The organism is Methylobacterium sp. J-076 (assembly GCF_022829405.1).
Classification (GTDB): domain Bacteria; phylum Pseudomonadota; class Alphaproteobacteria; order Rhizobiales; family Beijerinckiaceae; genus Methylobacterium.
This window is the reverse complement of sequence record NZ_JAKSXW010000117.1, coordinates 1-18,075: the sequence shown is the minus strand read 5'-3', so window position 1 is coordinate 18,075 and position 18,075 is coordinate 1. Positions and strand designations below refer to the sequence as shown.

Here is an 18,075-nt window from a genome sequence, read left to right as displayed (position 1 = left end):
GATCACGACCGGCCGATGACGGCCGGCCGTTCTCCGGGGCCGATCAGGCCGCGGCGGCGGCCTCGACGAAACCGCGGGCCTGGGAGACCCACGAGTCGCGGTCGATACGGCCGTTGAGCTTCAGGTCGGCATCGACCTTGGCCACCTCGTCCGCCGTCATCGCGGCGATCTGCCAGTAGTGGTAGATGCCGGCATCGTTGAGCTTCTGGACGATCTGCGGGCCCGCGCCGTTCAGCTTGGTCAGGTCGTCGGGGGCGCCGCGGGGGGCGGCGAGCAGCTCGAAATGCTCGGTCGACTCGGCGAGCATCGCCACATCGGCCGGGTCGAGGGCGTCGGTGGCGACGGAGGCCGGGGCGGCGTCGTCGTTGGCCGGCAGCTCTTCGGCCATCGGCTCCTCGGAGGCGCCCATGTCGATGCCCGACGAACCCTGGGCGCGGGAGATGCCGTCGATGGCGGCGCGGGCGATCAGGTCGCAGTACAGGGCGATGGCCCGGCCCGCGTCGTCGTTCGCCGGCACGACGTAGGTGATGCCGTCGGGGTTGCAGTTGGTGTCCACCACAGCGGCGACCGGGATGCCGAGGCGGTTGGCCTCCTTGATCGCCAGCTGCTCCTTGTTGGTGTCGATCACGAACAGCAGGTCCGGCACGCCGCCCATGTCCTTGATGCCGCCGAGCGCCTTCTCCAGCTTGTCCTTCTCACGGGACAGCATCAGGCGCTCCTTCTTGGTCAGGCCCGGGCCGCCGGTCTCCAGGGTCTCGGAGACCTTGCGCAGGCGCGAGATCGAGCCCGAAATCGTCTTCCAGTTGGTCAGCGTGCCGCCGAGCCAGCGGGAGTTGACGTAGTACTGGGCCGAGCGGCGGGCGGCCTCGGCGATCGTGTCGGCGGCCTGGCGCTTGGTGCCGACGAACAGCACGCGGCCGCCGCGGGCCACGGTGTCGCTCACGGCCTGGAGCGCCTGGTGCATCGCCGGCACGGTCTGGGCGAGGTCGATGATGTGGATGTTGTTGCGGGTGCCGAAGATGTAGGGCTGCATCTTCGGGTTCCAGCGGTGCGACTGGTGTCCGAAGTGGGCGCCTGCTTCGAGCAGCTGACGCATGGAAAAGTCGACGGCCATATTCACTCTTTCTCCGGTTGGATCCGCCGCGGAGGGATGCGACCGGCCTTGCGGACCGGCCACCGGAAGGCGCCCCATTGAATCATGGGGCCGGCTCCGCGTGTGGGATGGGTCGGGCGGGTAGCAGAACCGGCGGCCGGTGGCAAGTCTGCGGAGGGATCAGCCTGCGTCGTCCGGAGCATTCCCGGCCGCTCGCGGGCGGTCTTGCAGCCCGTGGATTCGGCGGCACACCACACGGTGCCATGACTGCCGTCACCTTCGACACCCTTCGCTTCGTTTGCGCCCTTGGTGAGAAGGCGAAGCTTTCCCCTGAGCAGGCCGAGGGGCTGGCCGACGCCATGTCGGAAGCCCTGCAGGGCGATTTCGTCGCCAAGTCCGATCTACGCGCCGAATTGGCCGAGACCCGCTCGGAGATCATCCGCTGGGTCGCGGGCCTCATCGGCTTAGAGACGCTGGCGATTCTCGGCGTGGTGCTCGCCTTCGTCAAAGTCCTGCACTGAACAACGCGGCGATGTCCGCCTCCCCGAGGATGCGGAACTCCCCCGCCGGCAGGTCGGCCGGGAGGTCGAGGCCGCCGACCCGGTCCCGGTGCAACGCCTCCACATGGTTGCCGAGCGCCGCGAACATCCGGCGCACCTGATGGTAGCGGCCCTCCGTCAGCGTGACGGCGCAATGGGTCGGGTCATGGGTCTCCATCGCCACCGGCAGGAGGGGCCTGTCCTCCCCGTCGAGCATCAGCGTGCCGGCGGCGAGCGCGGCTTCCTCGTCGCCCTTGAGCGGGCGGGCCAGTGTCACCTGATAGCGCTTGGCGACGTTGGCCTTGGGCGAGATGATCCGGTGCAGCAGGCCGCCGTCGTCGGTGAGGAGAAGCAGGCCGGACGTCTCCTTGTCGAGGCGCCCGACAGTCGAGAGGGGCGGCTCCCGGCGCCGCCACCGCTCCGGCAGCAGCCCGTAGACCAGCGGACCGGCCTCCTTGTGCGAGCACGTGACGCCCACCGGCTTGTGCAGCATCAGGCACAGGCCGGGCAGCGGGTCGAGGGGCGTATCCTGCACCGTGAGGCGGGCCGGCAGGTCCGGCGTCAGGGCGATGCGGGCGCCGGCATCGGACAACGCCCCGCCGTCGAGGCGGATCTCGCCCATCCGGGCCAGACCCTGGATCTCCCGCCGGGACCCGTACCCGAGATTGGCGAGGAGCTTGTCGAGGCGGACGGCCTTGGCGGTCACTTGCGCGCCTCGAACACCTTGTAGCCGCCCTCCTGCGCCACCGCCTCCACCGCGCGGAACCGCTCGCGCAGGCTCGCCTCGTAGGGCAGGTGCGCATTGGCCACGAGCCACAGGGCGCCCCCCGGCCGCAGGACCTCGGCCGCGCGCTGGATGAAGGCCTTGCCGAGCGCCTGATCCTCGCCGCCCCCGTCGTGGAAGGGCGGGTTGCTCACCGCGAAATCGAGGCCGGTGGGAAGCCCCCCCTTGCGGAGATCCCCCCAGACGATCCGCGCCCGCGGGTCGGCCACGTTGCGCCGGGCCATCTCGATGGCGCGCCGGTCGAGGTCGATCAGGGTGATCTCGGTGACCGCCGTGGACCCGAGCACCGCCCGGCCGAGCAGGCCGAGGCCGCAGCCGAGGTCGACGCCCTTGCCCTTGAGGGCCGGCAGGCGGCCCATCAGCAGGGCGGTGCCGGGATCGAGCCGGTCCCAGGAGAAGACGCCCGGCTGCGTGCACAGGGCGAGGTTGTCGATATGGCGCGGGCCGCCCTCGTCGATGGCGGCGTCGAGCCCGCTCAGGGCGCCGGGGCGGATCGCCGTGCAGATCCGGTGGTGGCGCTTCGGCTGGTCGGCGGCCGGGCAGCCGAAGGCGGCGAGCTCCTTGGCGAGGCGGGCACCGCCCCGGTCCTTCGGCGCGAGGGCGATCAGCCGCGCGCCCGGCGCCAGGGCGCGCAGCACGTGGGCCAGGACGTAGCGCCGCTCGATCGTGCCGGCGGGGGCGAAGACGGTCGCCCCGTCGAGGGTGGCATCGGCGATGTCCTCGAGACGTGCCGAATCGACCACGAGCGGCGAAACCTGAATCGCGTCATCGGGGTGTTCGGCGAGGTCGACGGGCGGCAGGCCGTAGACGGCGTGGGGCATCATTCAGGGGCAGTCGAGCGAGCGAGAGGACAAAGCCGATTCCCTCACGCAGCCCGGCAGCGCGCGCGCCAAACTCGGAATCGGGGGATGACTTTTGATACACCGGCGGCGTCCCCCCGCCCAGCCTCGCCCGGTCATGGCGGCCATCGGTCCGGACAGATTGTTTGCCGCCTTCTTCAGTGCATCGGGCCTTCGTCCTGTCCCATTTCGTCATCGCGCGTGGAGCGAAGCAATCCAGTGCGGCGCGACTCGTCCCGATGACTCGCGCTCTGGATCGCTTCGGCTCCGCCTTGCCATGAAGATGTGGGCGCAAGGGGCCCGGCGGAGCCTCAGCCCCGGGGGAATTCCAGCCCCATCTCCCGGTAGCGGGCCGGGTCGTCGGCCCAGTTCTCGCGGACCTTCACATGCAGGAACAGGTGGACCGTCGCGTCAGCCGCCTCCGCGATCTCGATGCGCGCCGCCTGACCGATCGACCGAATGGTCTGCCCGCCATGCCCGAGCACGATGGCCCGCTGGCTCTCCCGCTCCACGAAGATCGTCTGCTCGATCCGTACGGAGCCGTCGGCCTTCACCTGCCACTGGTCGGTCTCGACCGTGGAGCGGTAGGGCAGCTCCTCATGCAGGCGGTCGTAGATCTTCTCGCGGGTGATCTCGGCGGCGAGCATCCGCAGGGGGGCGTCGGAGACCTGATCCTCCGGGTAGAGCCACGGGCCCGGCGGCATTCGGGAGGCGAGCGCCTTGCGCAGGTCCGCGACGCCATCGCCCTTGAGCGCCGAGATCATGAAGGTCTCGGCGAAGGGCGCCGCCGCGTTGAGCTGGGCGGCGAGGGCGAGGAGCCGCTCCCGCGGGATCAGATCGATCTTGTTGAGGATCAGCAGCTTGTCCCGGCGGACGTCGCCGAGGCGCGAGAGGATCGCCTCCACTTCTTCATCGACACCCTTCCGGGCATCGACCAGCAGGCACACCGCGTCCGCGTCCGCCGCGCCGCTCCAGGCGGAATGGACCATCGCCCGGTCGAGGCGGCGCTTGGGCGCGAAGATGCCGGGCGTGTCCACCAGCACGATCTGGGCCGAGCCCTCGATCACGATGCCCCGGACCAGGGCGCGGGTGGTCTGCACCTTGCGCGAGACGATGGAGACCTTGGTCCCGACGATGTTGTTGAGCAGGGTCGACTTGCCGGCATTCGGCACGCCGATCAGCGCGACGAAGCCCGCGCGGGCGTCGGAGGGAGTGCCCGGAAGCGTGGAGGGTTTGAGGGGGCGCGGCGCCGGGCCGTCTTCCTCGGGGAGGTCCTGATCGGTCATAGCGTCTCCGCGGCGGCTTCACCCACCGCCGTAATGCCTTCGCGGGCGAGGAGCGCCCCGGCGGCGGCCTGCTCGGCCACCCGCTTCGAGGTGCCCTCGCCGAAGCCGGGTTCAAGCCCCTCCACCTGCACCGCCATGCGGAAATGCGGCGCGTGGTCGGGCCCCGTGCGCTCCGCGATGGCGTAGGTGGGAATCGGCAGGCCGCGGCTCATGGCCCATTCCTGCAGGGTCGATTTCGCGTCGCGCCCGCGGGGCGCCGTGCCGGGCTCGGCCGGGCGGAAATGCGCCTCCACGACGGCGCGGGCGGCGTCGAAGCCGGCATCCAGGTAGATCGCCCCGAGAATCGCCTCGCAGACGTCGGCGAGGATGGTCTGGTTGCGCCGTCCGCCGCCCATCACCTCGCCCTGGCCGAGGATGAGGTGAGGGCCGACGCCCCAGGTTCCCGCGACGGCCGCGCAGGTCTCGCGCCGGACGAGGCCCGCGAGCTGGCGGGAGAGGTCGCCCTCGTCGGCATCGGGCAGGGCCGCGTAGAGGCCCTCCGCGACGGCGAGACCCAGGACCCGGTCGCCCAGGAATTCGAGGCGCTGGTAGCTGCCGTTGCGGCCCGACGCCTTGCTCGTATGGGTGAGCGCCCGGCCGAGCAGGTCCTTGTCCGCGAAGACGTGGCCGATCTTCTGTTCGAGTTCGGACAGCGGCGGGCGGGGCTTGTGAGCCCGCTTCGCCCGCGCCGAGGCGCGCGGTGCCGAGGTCGCGTCCGCGCTCAATGGATCGTCGAGAACAGGCGCGTCCAGCGCACGTGGGCCGGCCAGTTCCAGATCTGCCAGGCGGGCGTCCCCTCGTCGATGGAGAAGAAGATCATCTCGGCGCGCCCGACGAAGTTGGCGAACGGTACGTAGCCGACATTGGCGAGGTCGCGCGAATCGGTGGAGTTGTCGCGGTTGTCACCCATCATGAAGAAGTGGCCGGCGGGGACGGTGTACTGCTCGGTCCGGTCCCAGAATCCGTTGTCCCCGTCCCGCTCGATCACCCGGTGGACCACGCCGTTGGGCAGGGTCTCCATGTATTGGGGCACCTTGGTCGGCTGGCCGTAGGCGTCGGCGGTCTCGTAGTCGGCGATGCGCTCGCGCTTCACGGGCTGGCCGTTGATGTTCAGCACCCCGTCGATCATCTGGATCTTGTCGCCGGGCAGGCCGATCACCCGCTTGATGTAGTCTGTCGAGTTGTCCTTGGGCAGCTTGAACACCGCGATGTCGCCGCGCTTCGGCTCGGCCGCCCAGACGCGGCCGTTCGCCTCGATCGGGATGTATTCCGACAGGGGCAGCGAGAACTTCGAGTAGCCGTAGGAATACTTCGAGACGAACAGGTAGTCGCCGATCAGCAGCGTCGGCACCAGCGAGCCCGAGGGGATGTTGAAGGGCTGGAACAGCAGCGTCCGCACGACCAGCGCGATGAGGAGCGCCTGGATGCCGACCTTCAGGGTCTCACGGATGCTCGCCCATGTGCCGGCTTCCCCCGGCTTGGCGAGCGACTTACCCTCGTGATTCACGCGCACGTTCCTACTGATCGACCGTTACCGCCCTGCGCCGCCGGGGCGAGGCTGGGCGTGGCGGCTCCGTGCGCATCTCATTCGCGAGGATTGCGCCGCCATCGTGTCCGCTGGGTGCGGCGATCTAAACCATGAACGGGCCACCCGCAACGCGCAGGGGTCCCATCCTAATCCCGGACGGCCTCGATGACCACGAAGGCCTGGGCCAGCGGCGGGTCATCCGTCAGGGAGACGTGGATCCGCGCGGCGTGGCCCGCGGGGACGAGCGCCGCCAACCGCTCGGCCGCACCGCCGGCGAGGCGCAGGGTCGGCTGTCCGGAGGGCAGGTTCACCACCTCCATGTCGCGCCAGAACACCCCCTCGCTTAGGCCGGTGCCGAGGGCCTTCGCGCAGGCCTCCTTGGCGGCGAAGCGCCGGGCATAGCCCTCGGCGCGGGCCGCCCGCCTGTCGCAGCGCGCCCGCTCGCCGTCGGTGAACACCCGGTGGGTGAACCGCTCGCCGTGGCGGGCGAGGGTCTTCTCGATGCGGCGGATGTCGCAGAGGTCGGAGCCGATGCCGAGGATCATCCGCGGGCCCCGTCCATGGCCGCGCGCATATCGCGGATCGCCTGCGCCAGCCCGACGAAGATGGCGTCGGCGATGAGGGCGTGGCCGATGTTGAGCTCGCGGATCTGTGGGATGGCGGCGACCGGCCCGACGCTGTCGGTGGTGAGGCCGTGCCCGGCATGGATCTCCAGGCCGAGCCCGGCCCCGTGCGCGGCAGCCCGGCGGAGGCGGGCCAGCTCGTGCGCCACGGCCGCGGCATCGCCGGCCATGGCCGCCTCGCAATAGCTCCCGGTGTGCAGTTCGACCACGGGTGCGCCCAGCGCCCTGGCCGCCTCCATCACCTCCGGCTCCGGCTCCACGAACAGCGAGACGCGGATCCCGGCTTCGGCGAGGGCGCGGATGCGCGGGGCGAGGTGGTCGCGCCCGCCGACGATGTCGAGCCCGCCCTCGGTGGTGCGCTCCTCGCGCTTCTCGGGCACGAGGCAGGCCGCGTGCGGCTCCGTCGCGATGGCGATGGCGATCATCTCGTCGGTCGCCCCCATCTCGAAGTTGAGGGGCACGGTGAGGTTGGCCTTCAGCGCCGCGATGTCGGCATCGCGGATGTGGCGGCGATCCTCGCGCAGGTGCGCCGTGATCCCGTCCGCCCCGGCCTCGACGGCGAGCCGGGCCGCCCGCACAGGGTCGGGATAGGCCCCGCCGCGGGCGTTACGGACGGTGGCGACGTGATCGACGTTGACGCCGAGGCGGAGCTGCGAAACGGTCATGGCGGGCGCGTCCGGGGTGGAGCGGAGGGCTCTCACCCTACCTGTCGGCTCCCCGTGGCCACCGCAAGTCCCGGCCTCGGGCCGTCTCGGAATGCGCCGCCGAGGGTTGCGGGGCGGGGCAAAACCCATTATGCGGCCCCCTTCGCGTTCGCTCCGGCCGGGGGCTGAACGGACGGTGCCGCTTGCGGCACAGGGGCGAGTCGTCACTGACTTCTATCCCGTTGTCCCGTGTCTCCGCCTTCGATCAACCGCTCGGGCCTTGAAATACGGCTCGAAGGGCTTGGCGCCGAGCGACATGCGGAACGAACCGGCCCGAATCACCCGCGCGAGCGGTCGGGCCTCCTTTGACGACGAAAGGCCCGGAATGCCTCTCTACGAGCACGTGCTCCTGGCGCGCCAGGATGTGACGTCCCAGCAGGTCGAGACGATGATCGACACCTACAAGGGCGTCATCGAGCAGAACGGCGGGCGTCTCGAGAAGATCGAGATGTGGGGCGTCAAGTCCCTCGCCTACCGCATCAAGAAGAACCGGAAGGCGCACTTCGCGCTCCTCAACATCGATGCGCCGCCCGCGGCCATCGCCGAGATGGAGCGTCAGATGCAGATTTCGGAAGACATCCTGCGTTTCATGACGGTGCGGGTCGAGGAACTCGATTCCGAGCCGTCCGCGATGATGCAGAAGCGCGACCGCGACGACCGCAAGGACCGTGAGCGTGGCCGGCGTCGTGACGACGACGGCTTCGGTGGCGGCGGCGGTGGCGGCGGCTTCGGCGGGGAGAACTGATCATGGCTTTCGGTGCTGGTGGCGGCGGCGGCCGTCGTCCCTTCTTCCGTCGTCGGAAGACCTGCCCCTTCTCCGGCGCGAACGCGCCGAAGATCGACTACAAGGACGTGAAGCTGCTCTCCCGCTACGTGTCGGAGCGCGGCAAGATCGTCCCATCCCGCATCACGGCGGTGTCGGCCAAGAAGCAGCGTGAGCTCGCCCAGGCGATCAAGCGCTCGCGCTTCCTCGGCCTGCTCCCCTACGTGATCAAGTAGTCTCCTGAGAGAACCGCCGGCCCGGCATGTCCGGGCCGGCTCTGAGAGGGCGGCGAACCCGCTCGATCGTTGGGGCACGGTGCAGGCCCCTAACCCCTCCCTCGCGGGCGGGGGGACAGCGGAACCCATGGGACACAACATCCTCATCGGCATCGGCGCGGGCCTCGTGTCCGCACTCCTGTTCGGCGTCCTGCTGAAGGGAACCGGCCTCGCCATCACCCTCTACCTGCTCGCCCCGCTGCCGATCCTGATCGTCGGCCTGGGCTGGAGCCAGCGGGCGGCCCTGGCCGCCGCGGCCACCGGCAGCCTCGTGCTGATGGCGGTCATCCAGCCCTTCATGGGGCTCGCCTTCGCCGCCTACATCGCCCTGCCCGCGTGGTGGCTCGCCTACCTCGCGCTGCTGGGCCGGGAAACCGAAGCGGGCCTCGAATGGTACCCGACCGGCCGCCTGCTCGGCTGGATCGCGGCCACGGCGGCGCTCGCGTTCATCTCCATCGCCGTCCTGTCCTCGCCGAACTATGCGGCCTACGAGGCGCAGCTCCAGAAGCTCTCGCACACCTTGGTGGAATCCCGCAGCCCCGCGCCCCGGCCCGCCGCCGCCCGGCAGACGCCGCCGGCCGAGGCAGGCGAAGCCGCCCCCGATGCGGCGCAGGAGGACGGTGCCGAGGTCACCCGCGACGAGCTGGCCGACGCCTTCGCGACCGTGGTGCCGGCGCTGGCCGCCCACGGCCTCGCCATGCTGCTGACCTTCTACCTCTGGGCCGCCGCGCGGATCGTGCGGATCTCCGGGCGCCTCATGCGCCCCTGGCCGGACCTGCCCTCCACCAAGATGCCCCGCACCTGCCTCGGCGCCCTGGCGACCGCGTTCGTGCTGAGCTTTGCCCCCGGCTATGCGGGCGTCCTCGGCGTCGCCCTGGTCGGCGCCTTCACCGCCGTGTTCGCGCTCCAGGGGCTGGCCGCCTTCCACGACCGTTCCCGTGGGCGCCCCGGCCGGGCCCTGATGCTGTTCGGGATGTACGTCGTCCTGTTCGTGACCCAGGGCATCGCCCTGATCGCCCTCACCCTTTTCGGCCTCGCCGACACCGTCCTCGACCGCCGCCGGCCCAAGGCCTCCGTGCCCAAGGGCCCCGCGGCGCCGTGACCCCCGGGGCCGAACGGCCCCAAAGATCCCAGAAGGAGACAGACCATGGAAGTGATCCTGCTCGAACGCGTCGCCAAGCTCGGCCAGATGGGCGAGACCGTGAACGTCCGCCCCGGCTTCGCCCGCAACTTCCTGCTGGCCCGCGGCAAGGCCCTGCGCGCCACCGCGTCCAACAAGAAGCACTTCGAGGCGCAGCGCGCCCAGCTCGAGGCCCGCAACCTCGACCGCAAGAAGGACGCCGAGGCCATCGCCGAGAAGCTGAATGGCCAGAGCTTCATGCTCATCCGCCAGTCCGGTGAGACCGGCGTGCTCTACGGCTCCGTCTCGACCCGCGACCTCGCCGAGATCGTGACGAAGGACGGCTACTCCGTCGAGCGCAACCAGATCATCCTCAACCACCCGATCAAGACCCTGGGCCTGTTCAAGGTGCCGGTGACCCTCCACCCGGAGGTCGAGGTCGAGATCACCGTCAACATCGCCCGCAGCCCCGAGGAGGCCGAGCGTCAGGCCCGCGGCGAGGCCGTGATCGAGCGCGATTCGTTCAACCTCGACGACCTCGGCCTCGAGGTCGGTGCGGCGCTGGCCGATGCCGGCGAGGGCGCGGACGACCGGGGCTGATTGCCGCTGCCTCCCCATCCCGGGGGGCGAGGGCACCGGCACAGCGGTGATAGCGGGGACATCCGCCGTCACCGCTTGACATGTTCCACGTTTGTTCCAGCATGGATGCCCGCCCGCTTTCGAGTCGGCGGGCATTCGCGCATCCGGGAACACCCCGATGCGTGCTCATCGGCTAAGCTTCGGTCAACCACTCGGGGCGATGGTCGGGATGTGAGATGCGCCGCTCGGGCGCCAGACGGGAGACGTTCCGCCGATGGCACTGCCGAACGCGATCACGGCCAAACTCGAAGCGGTGAAGGCGGAGTACCGCGTCGCCCCGCACAACATCGATGCGGAGCAGGCGCTGCTCGGCGCCCTCCTCGTGAACAACGACGCCTATTACAGGGTCTCGGACTTCCTCCTCTCCGAGCACTTCATGGAGGATGCTCACCAGCAGATCTTCACCGTCGCAGCCTCGCTGATCAAATCCGGCAAGCTCGCGACGCCGATCACCATGAAGACCTATCTCGGCGATGCCGATTTCGGCGGGCAGACGGTGATCCAGTACCTCGCCCGGCTGGCCGCCGACGCGACCACGGTGATCAACGCGGCCGAGTACGGCCGCACGATCTACGACCTCGCGATCCGCCGCCGGCTGATCGCCATCGGCGAGGAACTGGTGAACGGCGCCTACGAGGCGCCCGTGGAGCAGGCCCCCCGGGACCAGATCGAGGAGACGGAGCGGCGGCTCTACGAACTCGCCGAGGCGGGCAAGTACGACGGCGGCTTCCAGAAGTTCTCCGACGCGCTCACCGCCGCCGTCGACATGGCGGCCAAGGCCTACCAGCGGGACGGCAAGCTCTCCGGCATCGCCACCGGCCTCAGCGACCTCGATGCGAAGATGGGCGGCCTGCAATCGTCCGACCTGATCATCCTCGCCGGCCGCCCGGCCATGGGCAAGACCTCCCTCGTCACCAACATCGCGTTCAACGTCGCCAAGGCGTACCGGGGCGAGAAGCATCAGGACGGGACCATCCGCACGGTGAACGGCGGCATCGTCGGGTTCTTCTCCCTCGAAATGTCGGCCGAACAGCTCGCCACCCGCATCATCGCCGAGCAATCGGGCGTGGCCTCCTACAAGATCCGCCGCGGCGACATCCGGCCGGAGGATTTCTACAAGATCACCGATGCCGCCCGGGAGATGCAGACCATCCCGTTCTACATCGACCAGACGGGCGGCATCTCCATCGCGCAGCTCGCCGCCCGTGCCCGCCGGCTGAAGCGCCAGAAGGGCCTCGACGTCCTCATCATCGACTACCTCCAGCTCCTCTCCGGCTCGGGCAAGCGCAGCGACAACCGCGTCCAGGAGATGACCGAGATCACCACCGGCCTGAAGGCCCTGGCCAAGGAGCTGGCGGTGCCGGTGATCGCCCTGTCCCAGCTCTCCCGTCAGGTGGAGAACCGCGACGACAAGCGCCCGCAGCTCTCGGACCTGCGCGAATCGGGCTCCATCGAGCAGGACGCCGACGTGGTGATGTTCGTGTTCCGCGAGGAATACTATGTCGGCAACAAGAAGCCGCGGGAGGGCACGGAGGAGTTCTTCGCCTGGGAGGCCGAGATGCAGCGCGTCCACGGCAAGGCCGAGGTGATCATCGGCAAGCAGCGCCACGGCCCGACCGGCACGGTGGAGCTGCAGTTCGACGCCAACATCACGCGGTTCTCGGACCTCGCCCAGGAAGACCGCCTGCCCGACAGGATGTAAGTGCCGGTCCCACTCGTCATTGCGAGCGGAGCGAAGCAATCCAGGGCAGCGGGGCATCCCCGAACGTGGCGCCACCGGATTGCTTCGCTCCGCTCGCAATGACGGAGTGTTTCCTTGGCCGACCGTTTGAACCGCCGCCAAGCCCTCGCCATCGCGGCGGGGGGCGCAGCCCTGCCCCTCGTTCCGCCCTCCCCTGCGATGGCGGGCGGCAACCCGCCGCCGCGATCCACGTTGCCGGGGGGACCGCACGAGGCGGCGCAAGGAGCGACGATGAGCGAGCCGACCCCTCCGACGATGTCCTACTGGCATGTCTACACCGACGCGGATGGGGTCAGCCGGCAGGTGAAGTGCGACCTCACCCAGTTCAAGTTCGAGGGCGTCGATCCGCAGACCGCGCCGCAATGGAACGACAAGCAGGAGAAGTCCCAGGCGGGCGTCACCTTCACCGTCCTCCCGGTGGGCTGGGTGGGGCAGTGGCACGAGAACCCCCGCCCGCAATGGATCGCCATCCTCTCCGGCCGCTGGTTCGTGGAGACGATGGACGGCACCCGCGTCGAGATGGGCCCGGGCGAATTGATGATGGGCGAGGACCAGGGCACCAAGGAGCGCGACGGCAAGAAGGGCCATCTCTCCGGCACCGTGGGCGACGCGCCCTGCACGATGATCGTCACGGGGCTCGATGTGGAGCCGACGGTCGACCGGCCCGGCCGCTTCAAGTGAGCGGCCCGCCATGGATGGCTACGACCTGACCCAGCCGCGCTTCAAGCGCTGCATCCTTCCGAACGCGCAGCTGGAGACCCTCGGCGAGGGCTTCCGCTGGACCGAGGGGCCGGTCTGGTTCGGGGACCGGAACGAGCTTCTGTTCTCCGACCTGCCGAACAACCGGGTGATGCGCTGGAGCGAGGATGGCGGCCTCAGCGTGTTCCGCCGGGACAGCGACTTCGAGAACGGCCACACCCGCGACCGGGAGGGCCGGCTGCTGTCCTGCGCCCACCGGGGCCGGCGCATCCACCGCACCGAGCTCGACGGGCGCATCACCACCCTGGCCGACCGCTACGAGGGCCGGCGGCTCAACTCGCCGAACGACGTCGTCGTGAAGTCGGACGGCACGATCTGGTTCAGCGATCCGCATTACGGGATTCAGACCGACTACGAGGGCGGCAAGCAGGAGGCGGAGCTGCCGGCCTCGGTCTACCGGTTCGACCCCCGGGACGGCTCGCTGACGGTGGTGGCCGACGACTTCCAGGGGCCGAACGGCCTGTGCTTCTCCCCCGACGAACGCCTGCTCTACATCGTCGAGACCGGCCTCCAGTTCGCGGCCGAACCGGTGCAGCACATCCGCGTGTTCGAGGTGGGCGATGACGGCCGGCTCTCCGGCGGCCGGGTGTTCTGCACCATCGCCCCCGGCAATGCGGACGGGATACGCTGCGACGAGGACGGCAACCTCTGGTCGAGCGCGGGCGACGGCGTCCACTGCATCGACCCGGGCGGGGAGCTGCTGGGCAAGATCCTCGTGCCCTCCACCGTCGCGAACCTCACCTTTGGCGGGCGCCACCGCAGCCGGCTGTTCCTGTGCGCCTCGCACACGGTCTACGCCATCCACACCAATGTGCGTGGGGCGAGCCGGCCGTGAGCGGCATCGGGGCGATCCTGCGCTTCGACCGGACGGTCGCCGACCTCGATGCCACCGAGGCCTTCTACCGGGACGGGCTCGGCTTCGTGCGGGAGGGACCGCCGGAGCCGCTGCCCGCGGCCGAGGCGGAGGCGCTGGGCTTGGCCGGGCGGAGGGGTCTGCGCCTCCGGATGGCGCTGGGCCGCCAGCGCGTGGCGTTCCTGTCCCTCACCCCGCCGGGGGCCCCCTACCCCGCCGGAGCCGATGCCACCGATCCGGTGTTCCAGCATCTGGCGATCCCCGTCCGCGACATGGGTGCGGCCTTCGCCCGGCTCGAATCCCTCGCCCCCGCACCGATCAGCCGGGGCGGGCCGCAGATCTTGCCCCCGGCATCGGGGGGCGTCAGCGCCTACAAGTTCCGCGACCCGGACGGGCACCCGCTCGAACTCATACACTTCCCCGGCGGCGAGCCCGCCGCACGTTGGGCCGACGCGCCCGGCCTGTTCCTCGGCATCGACCATTCGGCCATCACCGTCACCGACCTCGACGGCGCCATCGGCTTCCTCACGGGGCTCGGCCTCACAGTGTCCGAGCGCGGCCTGAACCGGGGGCCGGAACAGGCGAGGCTCGACGGGCTGCCCGATCCGGTGGTGGACGTGGTCGCCCTGTCTCCGCCCGAGCCCACGCCGCATGTGGAGCTTCTGCACTACCGTGCCCCCGCGCCGAGCCAACCGACGCGAACCTCCGGCCCGGCCGACAGGGCGAGCACGCGCTTCGTCGTCTCGTCCGAGGATCCGGCCGCTCTCGCGCGATCGCTCCCGGGTGCGCGGCTCTCCTCGGACGGGAGCGTCTGCTACCTCGCCGGCCCGGACGGTCACGGGTTCCTCATCCTGCGCCGGGGTTGACGCCGGGGGCCGGTGGCGCCACTCCGCCCGCGGAGACCCAGCCGATGCCGATCCTCGCCCTGCCCTTCCCGGCGATCGATCCCGTCGCCATCGCGATCGGGCCGATCACCATCAAGTGGTACGCCCTGGCGTACATCGCCGGCCTGATCGGCGGGTGGTACTACGCCCGCCGCCTCGTTATGGCCGACAGGCTGTGGGGTGTCGTGAAGCGCCCGGTCCCCACGGATATCGACGACCTCGTGGTCTGGGTGGCGCTCGGCGTCGTCCTCGGCGGGCGCATCGGCTACGTGCTGTTCTACAATCTGCCGATGTACATCGCCGACCCGATCGAGATCCTGGCGATCCGCAACGGCGGCATGTCCTTCCACGGCGGGTTCCTGGGGGCGATCCTGGCGTTCCTGCTCTTCGCCCGGTCCCGCGGCCTCAACGGCTACACGCTCCTCGACATCGGCGCGGTGGTGGTGCCCATCGGCCTGTTCTTCGGCCGCATCGCGAACTTCGTGAACGGCGAGCTGTGGGGCCGGGTGGCCCCCGATTTCCCCTACGCCATCGTCTTCCCCACCGGCGGCCCGGTGCCGCGCCATCCGAGCCAGCTCTACGAGGCGGCCACCGAAGGGCTGCTCCTGTTCATCGTCATGGCCGTGTGCGCCCGGCGGTTCGGCTTCCGCAAGCCGGGGCTTCTGGGCGGCATCTTCGTCCTGGGCTATGCCCTCGCGCGGACGGGCTGCGAATTCTTCCGCGAGCCGGACGCGCAGCTCGGCTTCCTGTTCGGCGACGGGGTCGGGCCCATGGGCGGCGGCGTCACGATGGGGATGCTGCTCTGCGTCCCCATGGCGCTCGTGGGGCTGACCTACATCGTCCTGGCCGCCACCGGCCGCACCCGGCCGAAGCGGACCGCGGAAGCCGAGGCGACGGAGGAGGCGCAGGCCGCCCGGGCCAAGGCGTGAGCCCGCTCGGACGCGAGATCGCGGCCCTCATCCGCGAGACCGGGCCCATCGGGATCGACCGGTACATGGCCCTGTGCCTCGGCCACCCGGTCCACGGCTATTACCGCACCCGGGACCCCCTCGGCGCCCGGGGGGACTTCACCACCGCCCCCGAGATCTCGCAGATGTTCGGGGAGCTGATCGGCGCCTGGGCCGCCTGGGTCCACCGGGCGATGGGCGCGCCGGCCCCCCTCCTCCTGGCGGAGCTGGGGCCGGGACGGGGCACCCTGATGGCCGATGCCCTGCGGGCGTTGGCCTCCGCAGCGCCCGGCACGCGCATTGCCCCCCATCTCGTGGAGACGAGCGAGGTGCTGCGGCAGGCGCAGGCGCAGCGCCTCGCGGGCACCGGGGCCACTTGGCATGACAGCCCCGACACCCTGCCTGACGGCCCGGCGATCATCCTCGCCAACGAGTTCTTCGATTGCCTGCCCGTCCGCCAGTTCGTCCGCACCGCCGCCGGCTGGCACGAGCGGCTGGTGGGGCTCGGGGAGGATGCCGGCCTCGCCTTCGGGCTCTCCCCCGAACCGGTGGCGGGGATCGCGGCCGACATGCCGACGGGGGCGGTGGTCTCGGTGCCGGGGCCTGCCCTCGCCCTGGTGCGCGGCCTTGCGCGCCGGGTCTGCGCACAGGGGGGCGTTCTGCTGTTGGTCGATTACGGGCATGTCCGCCCCGGATACGGCGACACGCTCCAGGCCCTGGCGGACCATGCCTTCGCCGATCCCCTCGCCGCCCCCGGCGAGGCGGACCTGACCTGCCATGTCGACTTCGCCGCCTTGGGCCTCGCCGCCCGGGAGGCCGGGGCGGCGGTCCACGGCCCGGTCGATCAGGCCGACTTCCTCACGGGCCTGGGCCTGCACGAGCGGGCCGGGCGACTGAAGCTGAGGGCGGACGCCACCCAGGCCGACGCGATCGACGCCGCCGTGGCGAGGCTGACGGATCGCCGGCCCGAAGGGATGGGGTGCCTGTTCAAGGTCATGGCCATCGCGGCACCGGGCCTCGGGCCGCTCCCCGGCCTCGCCCCCGCCTGAGCGGGTTCCGGGGCGCATCGCGCAAAGGCGGGACGCGCTCCGGCGTGATGGCTCAGCTCTCGAACGAGCTGAAACCGGACGGGGCGGTCTTGCGGGGCTCCCGTTGCCCGGCCGCCTCGGCATCCTCGGCCGGCGCCACGGGGGCGGGGTTGCCGTCCCAGGGCACCGGGGGCCTGAGGGCGCCCGGTATCTTGTGCGGCGCAGAATCGTTCGGCCGCTGATTGTCGTCCGTGTTCCGCATGGCGGTCCCTCTCGGAGGTGGCGCCGACCGCGGCCGGCCATACCGATATAATGCGGCACTGCAACATCAGTATCACATCGCCACGCAGGGTGCCCTGCGCTATCGGAGCGGACCGAACGGAGGGAAGGCGAGCCCATGACCGCAGGCCAGTTCATCGAGGCGCCGGACCTCTCCTCCCATGCCGCGATCCGCCACGCCTTCTTCACGCGGGCCGGCGGCGTATCGGAGGGGATCTACGCCTCGCTCAACGGTGGCCTCGGCTCGGGCGACCTCCCGGAGTGCGTCGCGGCGAATCGCTTGCGGATGTGCGCGGCCCTGGGGTTACCGGCCGACCGGCTGGTCAGCCTGTATCAGGTCCATTCCGCCGACGTGGTCACGGTCGAGGAGCCGTTTCCGGCCGGCGAGCGTCCGAAGGCCGATGCGATGGTGACGCGGGTGCCGGGCCTCGCCCTCGGCATCGCCACCGCCGATTGCGGGCCGATCCTGTTCGCCGATCCCGCGAACCGGGTGATCGGGGCCGCCCATGCCGGCTGGAAGGGCGCGCTCACGGGGGTGATCGGCGCGACGGTCGCGGCGATGGAGCGCCTGGGGGCGCACCGCCCGTCCATCGTGGCGGTGCTGGGTCCGACGATCAGTCAGGCGAATTACGAGGTCGGGCCGGATTTCGTGGCGCGATTCACCGCCGAGGCGGCGGGGATGGAACGCTACCTCGGCCCCGGCCAGCGCCCGGATCACCGGCAGTTCGACCTGCCCGGCTTCATCCTGGCCCGCCTGGGCGAGGCCGGCATCGGAAAGGCCAGATCCCTCGGCCTTTGCACCTATGCGGATCCCGAGCGATTCTACAGCTTCCGGCGCACCACCCACCGGAGCGAGCCCGACTACGGCCGCCTGATTTCGGCGATCTCCCTCGCTCCGTAAGTTCCACCCCGCCGAGGGGGTGCGACATTTTGCGCACGGCCGCGCCGCAAAAAAAGCGTGGCAGCAAGCGAACCTTGACCATTCGGGTGCGTTTAAGGTGTCAAGGAACCGAGGACAAAGGCGAGCCGCCTCAAGGGGCCGCGCAAGCGGCTGGTGGCATCGCAAAGCGAAAAGCGACCTCGGAACCGCTGGATCAACCAGTTCGAACCGGCTCGGCCGGTTCACCCATGAGGACCGTATTATGAGAGCTTTCCTTCGCGCCACGACCGCCCTCGTCGGGCTCGCCGGCATGACCGTGGCCGCTTCGGCCGCCGACCTTCCGCGCCGCGCTGCGCCGCCGCCGGTCTTCACCCCGGTTCCGGTCTTCACCTGGACGGGCTTCTACGCCGGTTTCAACGCCGGCTACGGCTTCGATGCCTCCTCCAGCCGCGGCCCGACCGTCGTCGGCGTC

At 70.5% G+C, this 18,075-nt stretch carries 21 protein-coding genes and 1 pseudogene; 13 read left to right on the top strand and 9 right to left on the bottom strand.

The window, feature by feature from the left end:
• Positions 1-43: 43 nt before the first annotated feature.
• On the bottom strand, positions 44-1,114 hold the full coding sequence (locus MKK53_RS11175) for a 30S ribosomal protein S2 (RefSeq protein WP_243928773.1): 1,071 nt from the start codon (positions 1,112-1,114) through the stop codon (positions 44-46).
• 242 nt (positions 1,115-1,356) lie between these two features.
• Between MKK53_RS11175 and MKK53_RS11170 the strand changes: the two genes are divergently transcribed.
• Positions 1,357-1,614, top strand: a complete 258-nt coding sequence (locus tag MKK53_RS11170; RefSeq protein ID WP_243928772.1) for a CCDC90 family protein — start codon at positions 1,357-1,359, stop codon at positions 1,612-1,614.
• Here MKK53_RS11170 and MKK53_RS11165 read toward each other — a convergent pair.
• From MKK53_RS11165 to MKK53_RS11135, 7 genes are all read right to left on the bottom strand, one after another.
• Positions 1,598-2,338 carry a pseudouridine synthase gene (locus tag MKK53_RS11165; RefSeq protein ID WP_243928771.1) on the bottom strand — a complete coding sequence of 247 codons (741 nt, stop codon included), beginning with the start codon at positions 2,336-2,338 and terminating at the stop codon, positions 1,598-1,600. The genes MKK53_RS11170 and MKK53_RS11165 overlap by 17 nt on opposite strands.
• Positions 2,335-3,237, bottom strand: coding sequence for a class I SAM-dependent methyltransferase (locus MKK53_RS11160; protein ID WP_243928797.1), 903 nt, complete (start codon positions 3,235-3,237; stop codon positions 2,335-2,337). The genes MKK53_RS11165 and MKK53_RS11160 overlap by 4 nt, the downstream gene beginning before the upstream one ends.
• Before the next feature lie 329 nt (positions 3,238-3,566).
• The gene (era, locus tag MKK53_RS11155; protein WP_243928770.1) at positions 3,567-4,541 is read right to left on the bottom strand and encodes a GTPase Era; all 975 of its coding nucleotides are present in this window, start codon (positions 4,539-4,541) and stop codon (positions 3,567-3,569) included.
• Entirely contained in the window at positions 4,538-5,305 is a 768-nt protein-coding gene (gene rnc / locus MKK53_RS11150) for a ribonuclease III (protein ID WP_243928769.1), read from the bottom strand. The genes era and rnc overlap by 4 nt, the downstream gene beginning before the upstream one ends.
• Positions 5,302-6,087, bottom strand: coding sequence for a signal peptidase I (gene lepB / locus MKK53_RS11145; RefSeq protein WP_243928768.1), 786 nt, complete (start codon positions 6,085-6,087; stop codon positions 5,302-5,304). The genes rnc and lepB overlap by 4 nt, the downstream gene beginning before the upstream one ends.
• 167 nt (positions 6,088-6,254) lie before the next feature.
• Positions 6,255-6,653: a holo-ACP synthase gene (gene acpS, locus MKK53_RS11140; protein ID WP_243928767.1), complete on the bottom strand. Its 399-nt coding sequence runs from the start codon at positions 6,651-6,653 to the stop codon at positions 6,255-6,257.
• Entirely contained in the window at positions 6,650-7,396 is a 747-nt protein-coding gene (locus MKK53_RS11135) for a pyridoxine 5'-phosphate synthase (protein ID WP_243928766.1), read from the bottom strand. The genes acpS and MKK53_RS11135 overlap by 4 nt, the downstream gene beginning before the upstream one ends.
• A 364-nt stretch (positions 7,397-7,760) precedes the next feature.
• Between MKK53_RS11135 and rpsF the strand changes: the two genes are divergently transcribed.
• The 10 genes from rpsF to MKK53_RS11085 all read left to right on the top strand — a co-directional run bounded on the left by rpsF (position 7,761) and on the right by MKK53_RS11085 (position 16,465).
• Positions 7,761-8,180 carry a 30S ribosomal protein S6 gene (gene rpsF, locus MKK53_RS11130; protein ID WP_243928765.1) on the top strand — a complete coding sequence of 140 codons (420 nt, stop codon included), beginning with the start codon at positions 7,761-7,763 and terminating at the stop codon, positions 8,178-8,180.
• A gap of 2 nt (positions 8,181-8,182) precedes the next feature.
• Positions 8,183-8,434 (top strand): 30S ribosomal protein S18, encoded by a 252-nt coding sequence (rpsR, locus tag MKK53_RS11125; protein ID WP_066921788.1) that lies wholly within the window; start codon positions 8,183-8,185, stop codon positions 8,432-8,434.
• Positions 8,435-8,561: 127 nt separating this feature from the next.
• The gene (locus MKK53_RS11120) at positions 8,562-9,575 is read left to right on the top strand and encodes a DUF2232 domain-containing protein (RefSeq protein ID WP_243928764.1); all 1,014 of its coding nucleotides are present in this window, start codon (positions 8,562-8,564) and stop codon (positions 9,573-9,575) included.
• Between the two features lie 45 nt (positions 9,576-9,620).
• Complete coding sequence (gene rplI / locus MKK53_RS11115; protein WP_243928763.1) at positions 9,621-10,193, top strand: 50S ribosomal protein L9; 573 nt, start codon at positions 9,621-9,623, stop codon at positions 10,191-10,193.
• 253 nt (positions 10,194-10,446) lie between these two features.
• Complete coding sequence (locus MKK53_RS11110) at positions 10,447-11,934, top strand: replicative DNA helicase (protein WP_243928762.1); 1,488 nt, start codon at positions 10,447-10,449, stop codon at positions 11,932-11,934.
• Between the two features lie 114 nt (positions 11,935-12,048).
• Entirely contained in the window at positions 12,049-12,654 is a 606-nt protein-coding gene (locus tag MKK53_RS11105; protein ID WP_243928761.1) for a cupin domain-containing protein, read from the top strand.
• A 10-nt stretch (positions 12,655-12,664) separates the two neighbouring features.
• Complete coding sequence (locus tag MKK53_RS11100) at positions 12,665-13,567, top strand: SMP-30/gluconolactonase/LRE family protein (RefSeq protein WP_243928760.1); 903 nt, start codon at positions 12,665-12,667, stop codon at positions 13,565-13,567.
• Positions 13,564-14,451, top strand: a complete 888-nt coding sequence (locus MKK53_RS11095) for a VOC family protein (protein ID WP_243928759.1) — start codon at positions 13,564-13,566, stop codon at positions 14,449-14,451. Before MKK53_RS11100 ends, MKK53_RS11095 begins: the two co-directional genes overlap by 4 nt.
• A gap of 44 nt (positions 14,452-14,495) precedes the next feature.
• Positions 14,496-15,398 (top strand): prolipoprotein diacylglyceryl transferase, encoded by a 903-nt coding sequence (gene lgt, locus MKK53_RS11090; protein WP_243928758.1) that lies wholly within the window; start codon positions 14,496-14,498, stop codon positions 15,396-15,398.
• On the top strand, positions 15,395-16,465 hold the full coding sequence (locus MKK53_RS11085) for a class I SAM-dependent methyltransferase (protein ID WP_243928757.1): 1,071 nt from the start codon (positions 15,395-15,397) through the stop codon (positions 16,463-16,465). Before lgt ends, MKK53_RS11085 begins: the two co-directional genes overlap by 4 nt.
• A 52-nt stretch (positions 16,466-16,517) precedes the next feature.
• On the opposite strand, the gene MKK53_RS11080 is transcribed toward MKK53_RS11085, so the two are convergent.
• Positions 16,518-16,706 (bottom strand): hypothetical protein, encoded by a 189-nt coding sequence (locus MKK53_RS11080; protein WP_243928756.1) that lies wholly within the window; start codon positions 16,704-16,706, stop codon positions 16,518-16,520.
• Between the two features lie 135 nt (positions 16,707-16,841).
• Between MKK53_RS11080 and pgeF the strand changes: the two genes are divergently transcribed.
• Entirely contained in the window at positions 16,842-17,624 is a 783-nt protein-coding gene (pgeF, locus tag MKK53_RS11075; RefSeq protein WP_243928755.1) for a peptidoglycan editing factor PgeF, read from the top strand.
• Between the two features lie 241 nt (positions 17,625-17,865).
• A pseudogene (locus tag MKK53_RS11070) lies at positions 17,866-18,075 on the top strand (porin family protein); the annotation flags it as partial.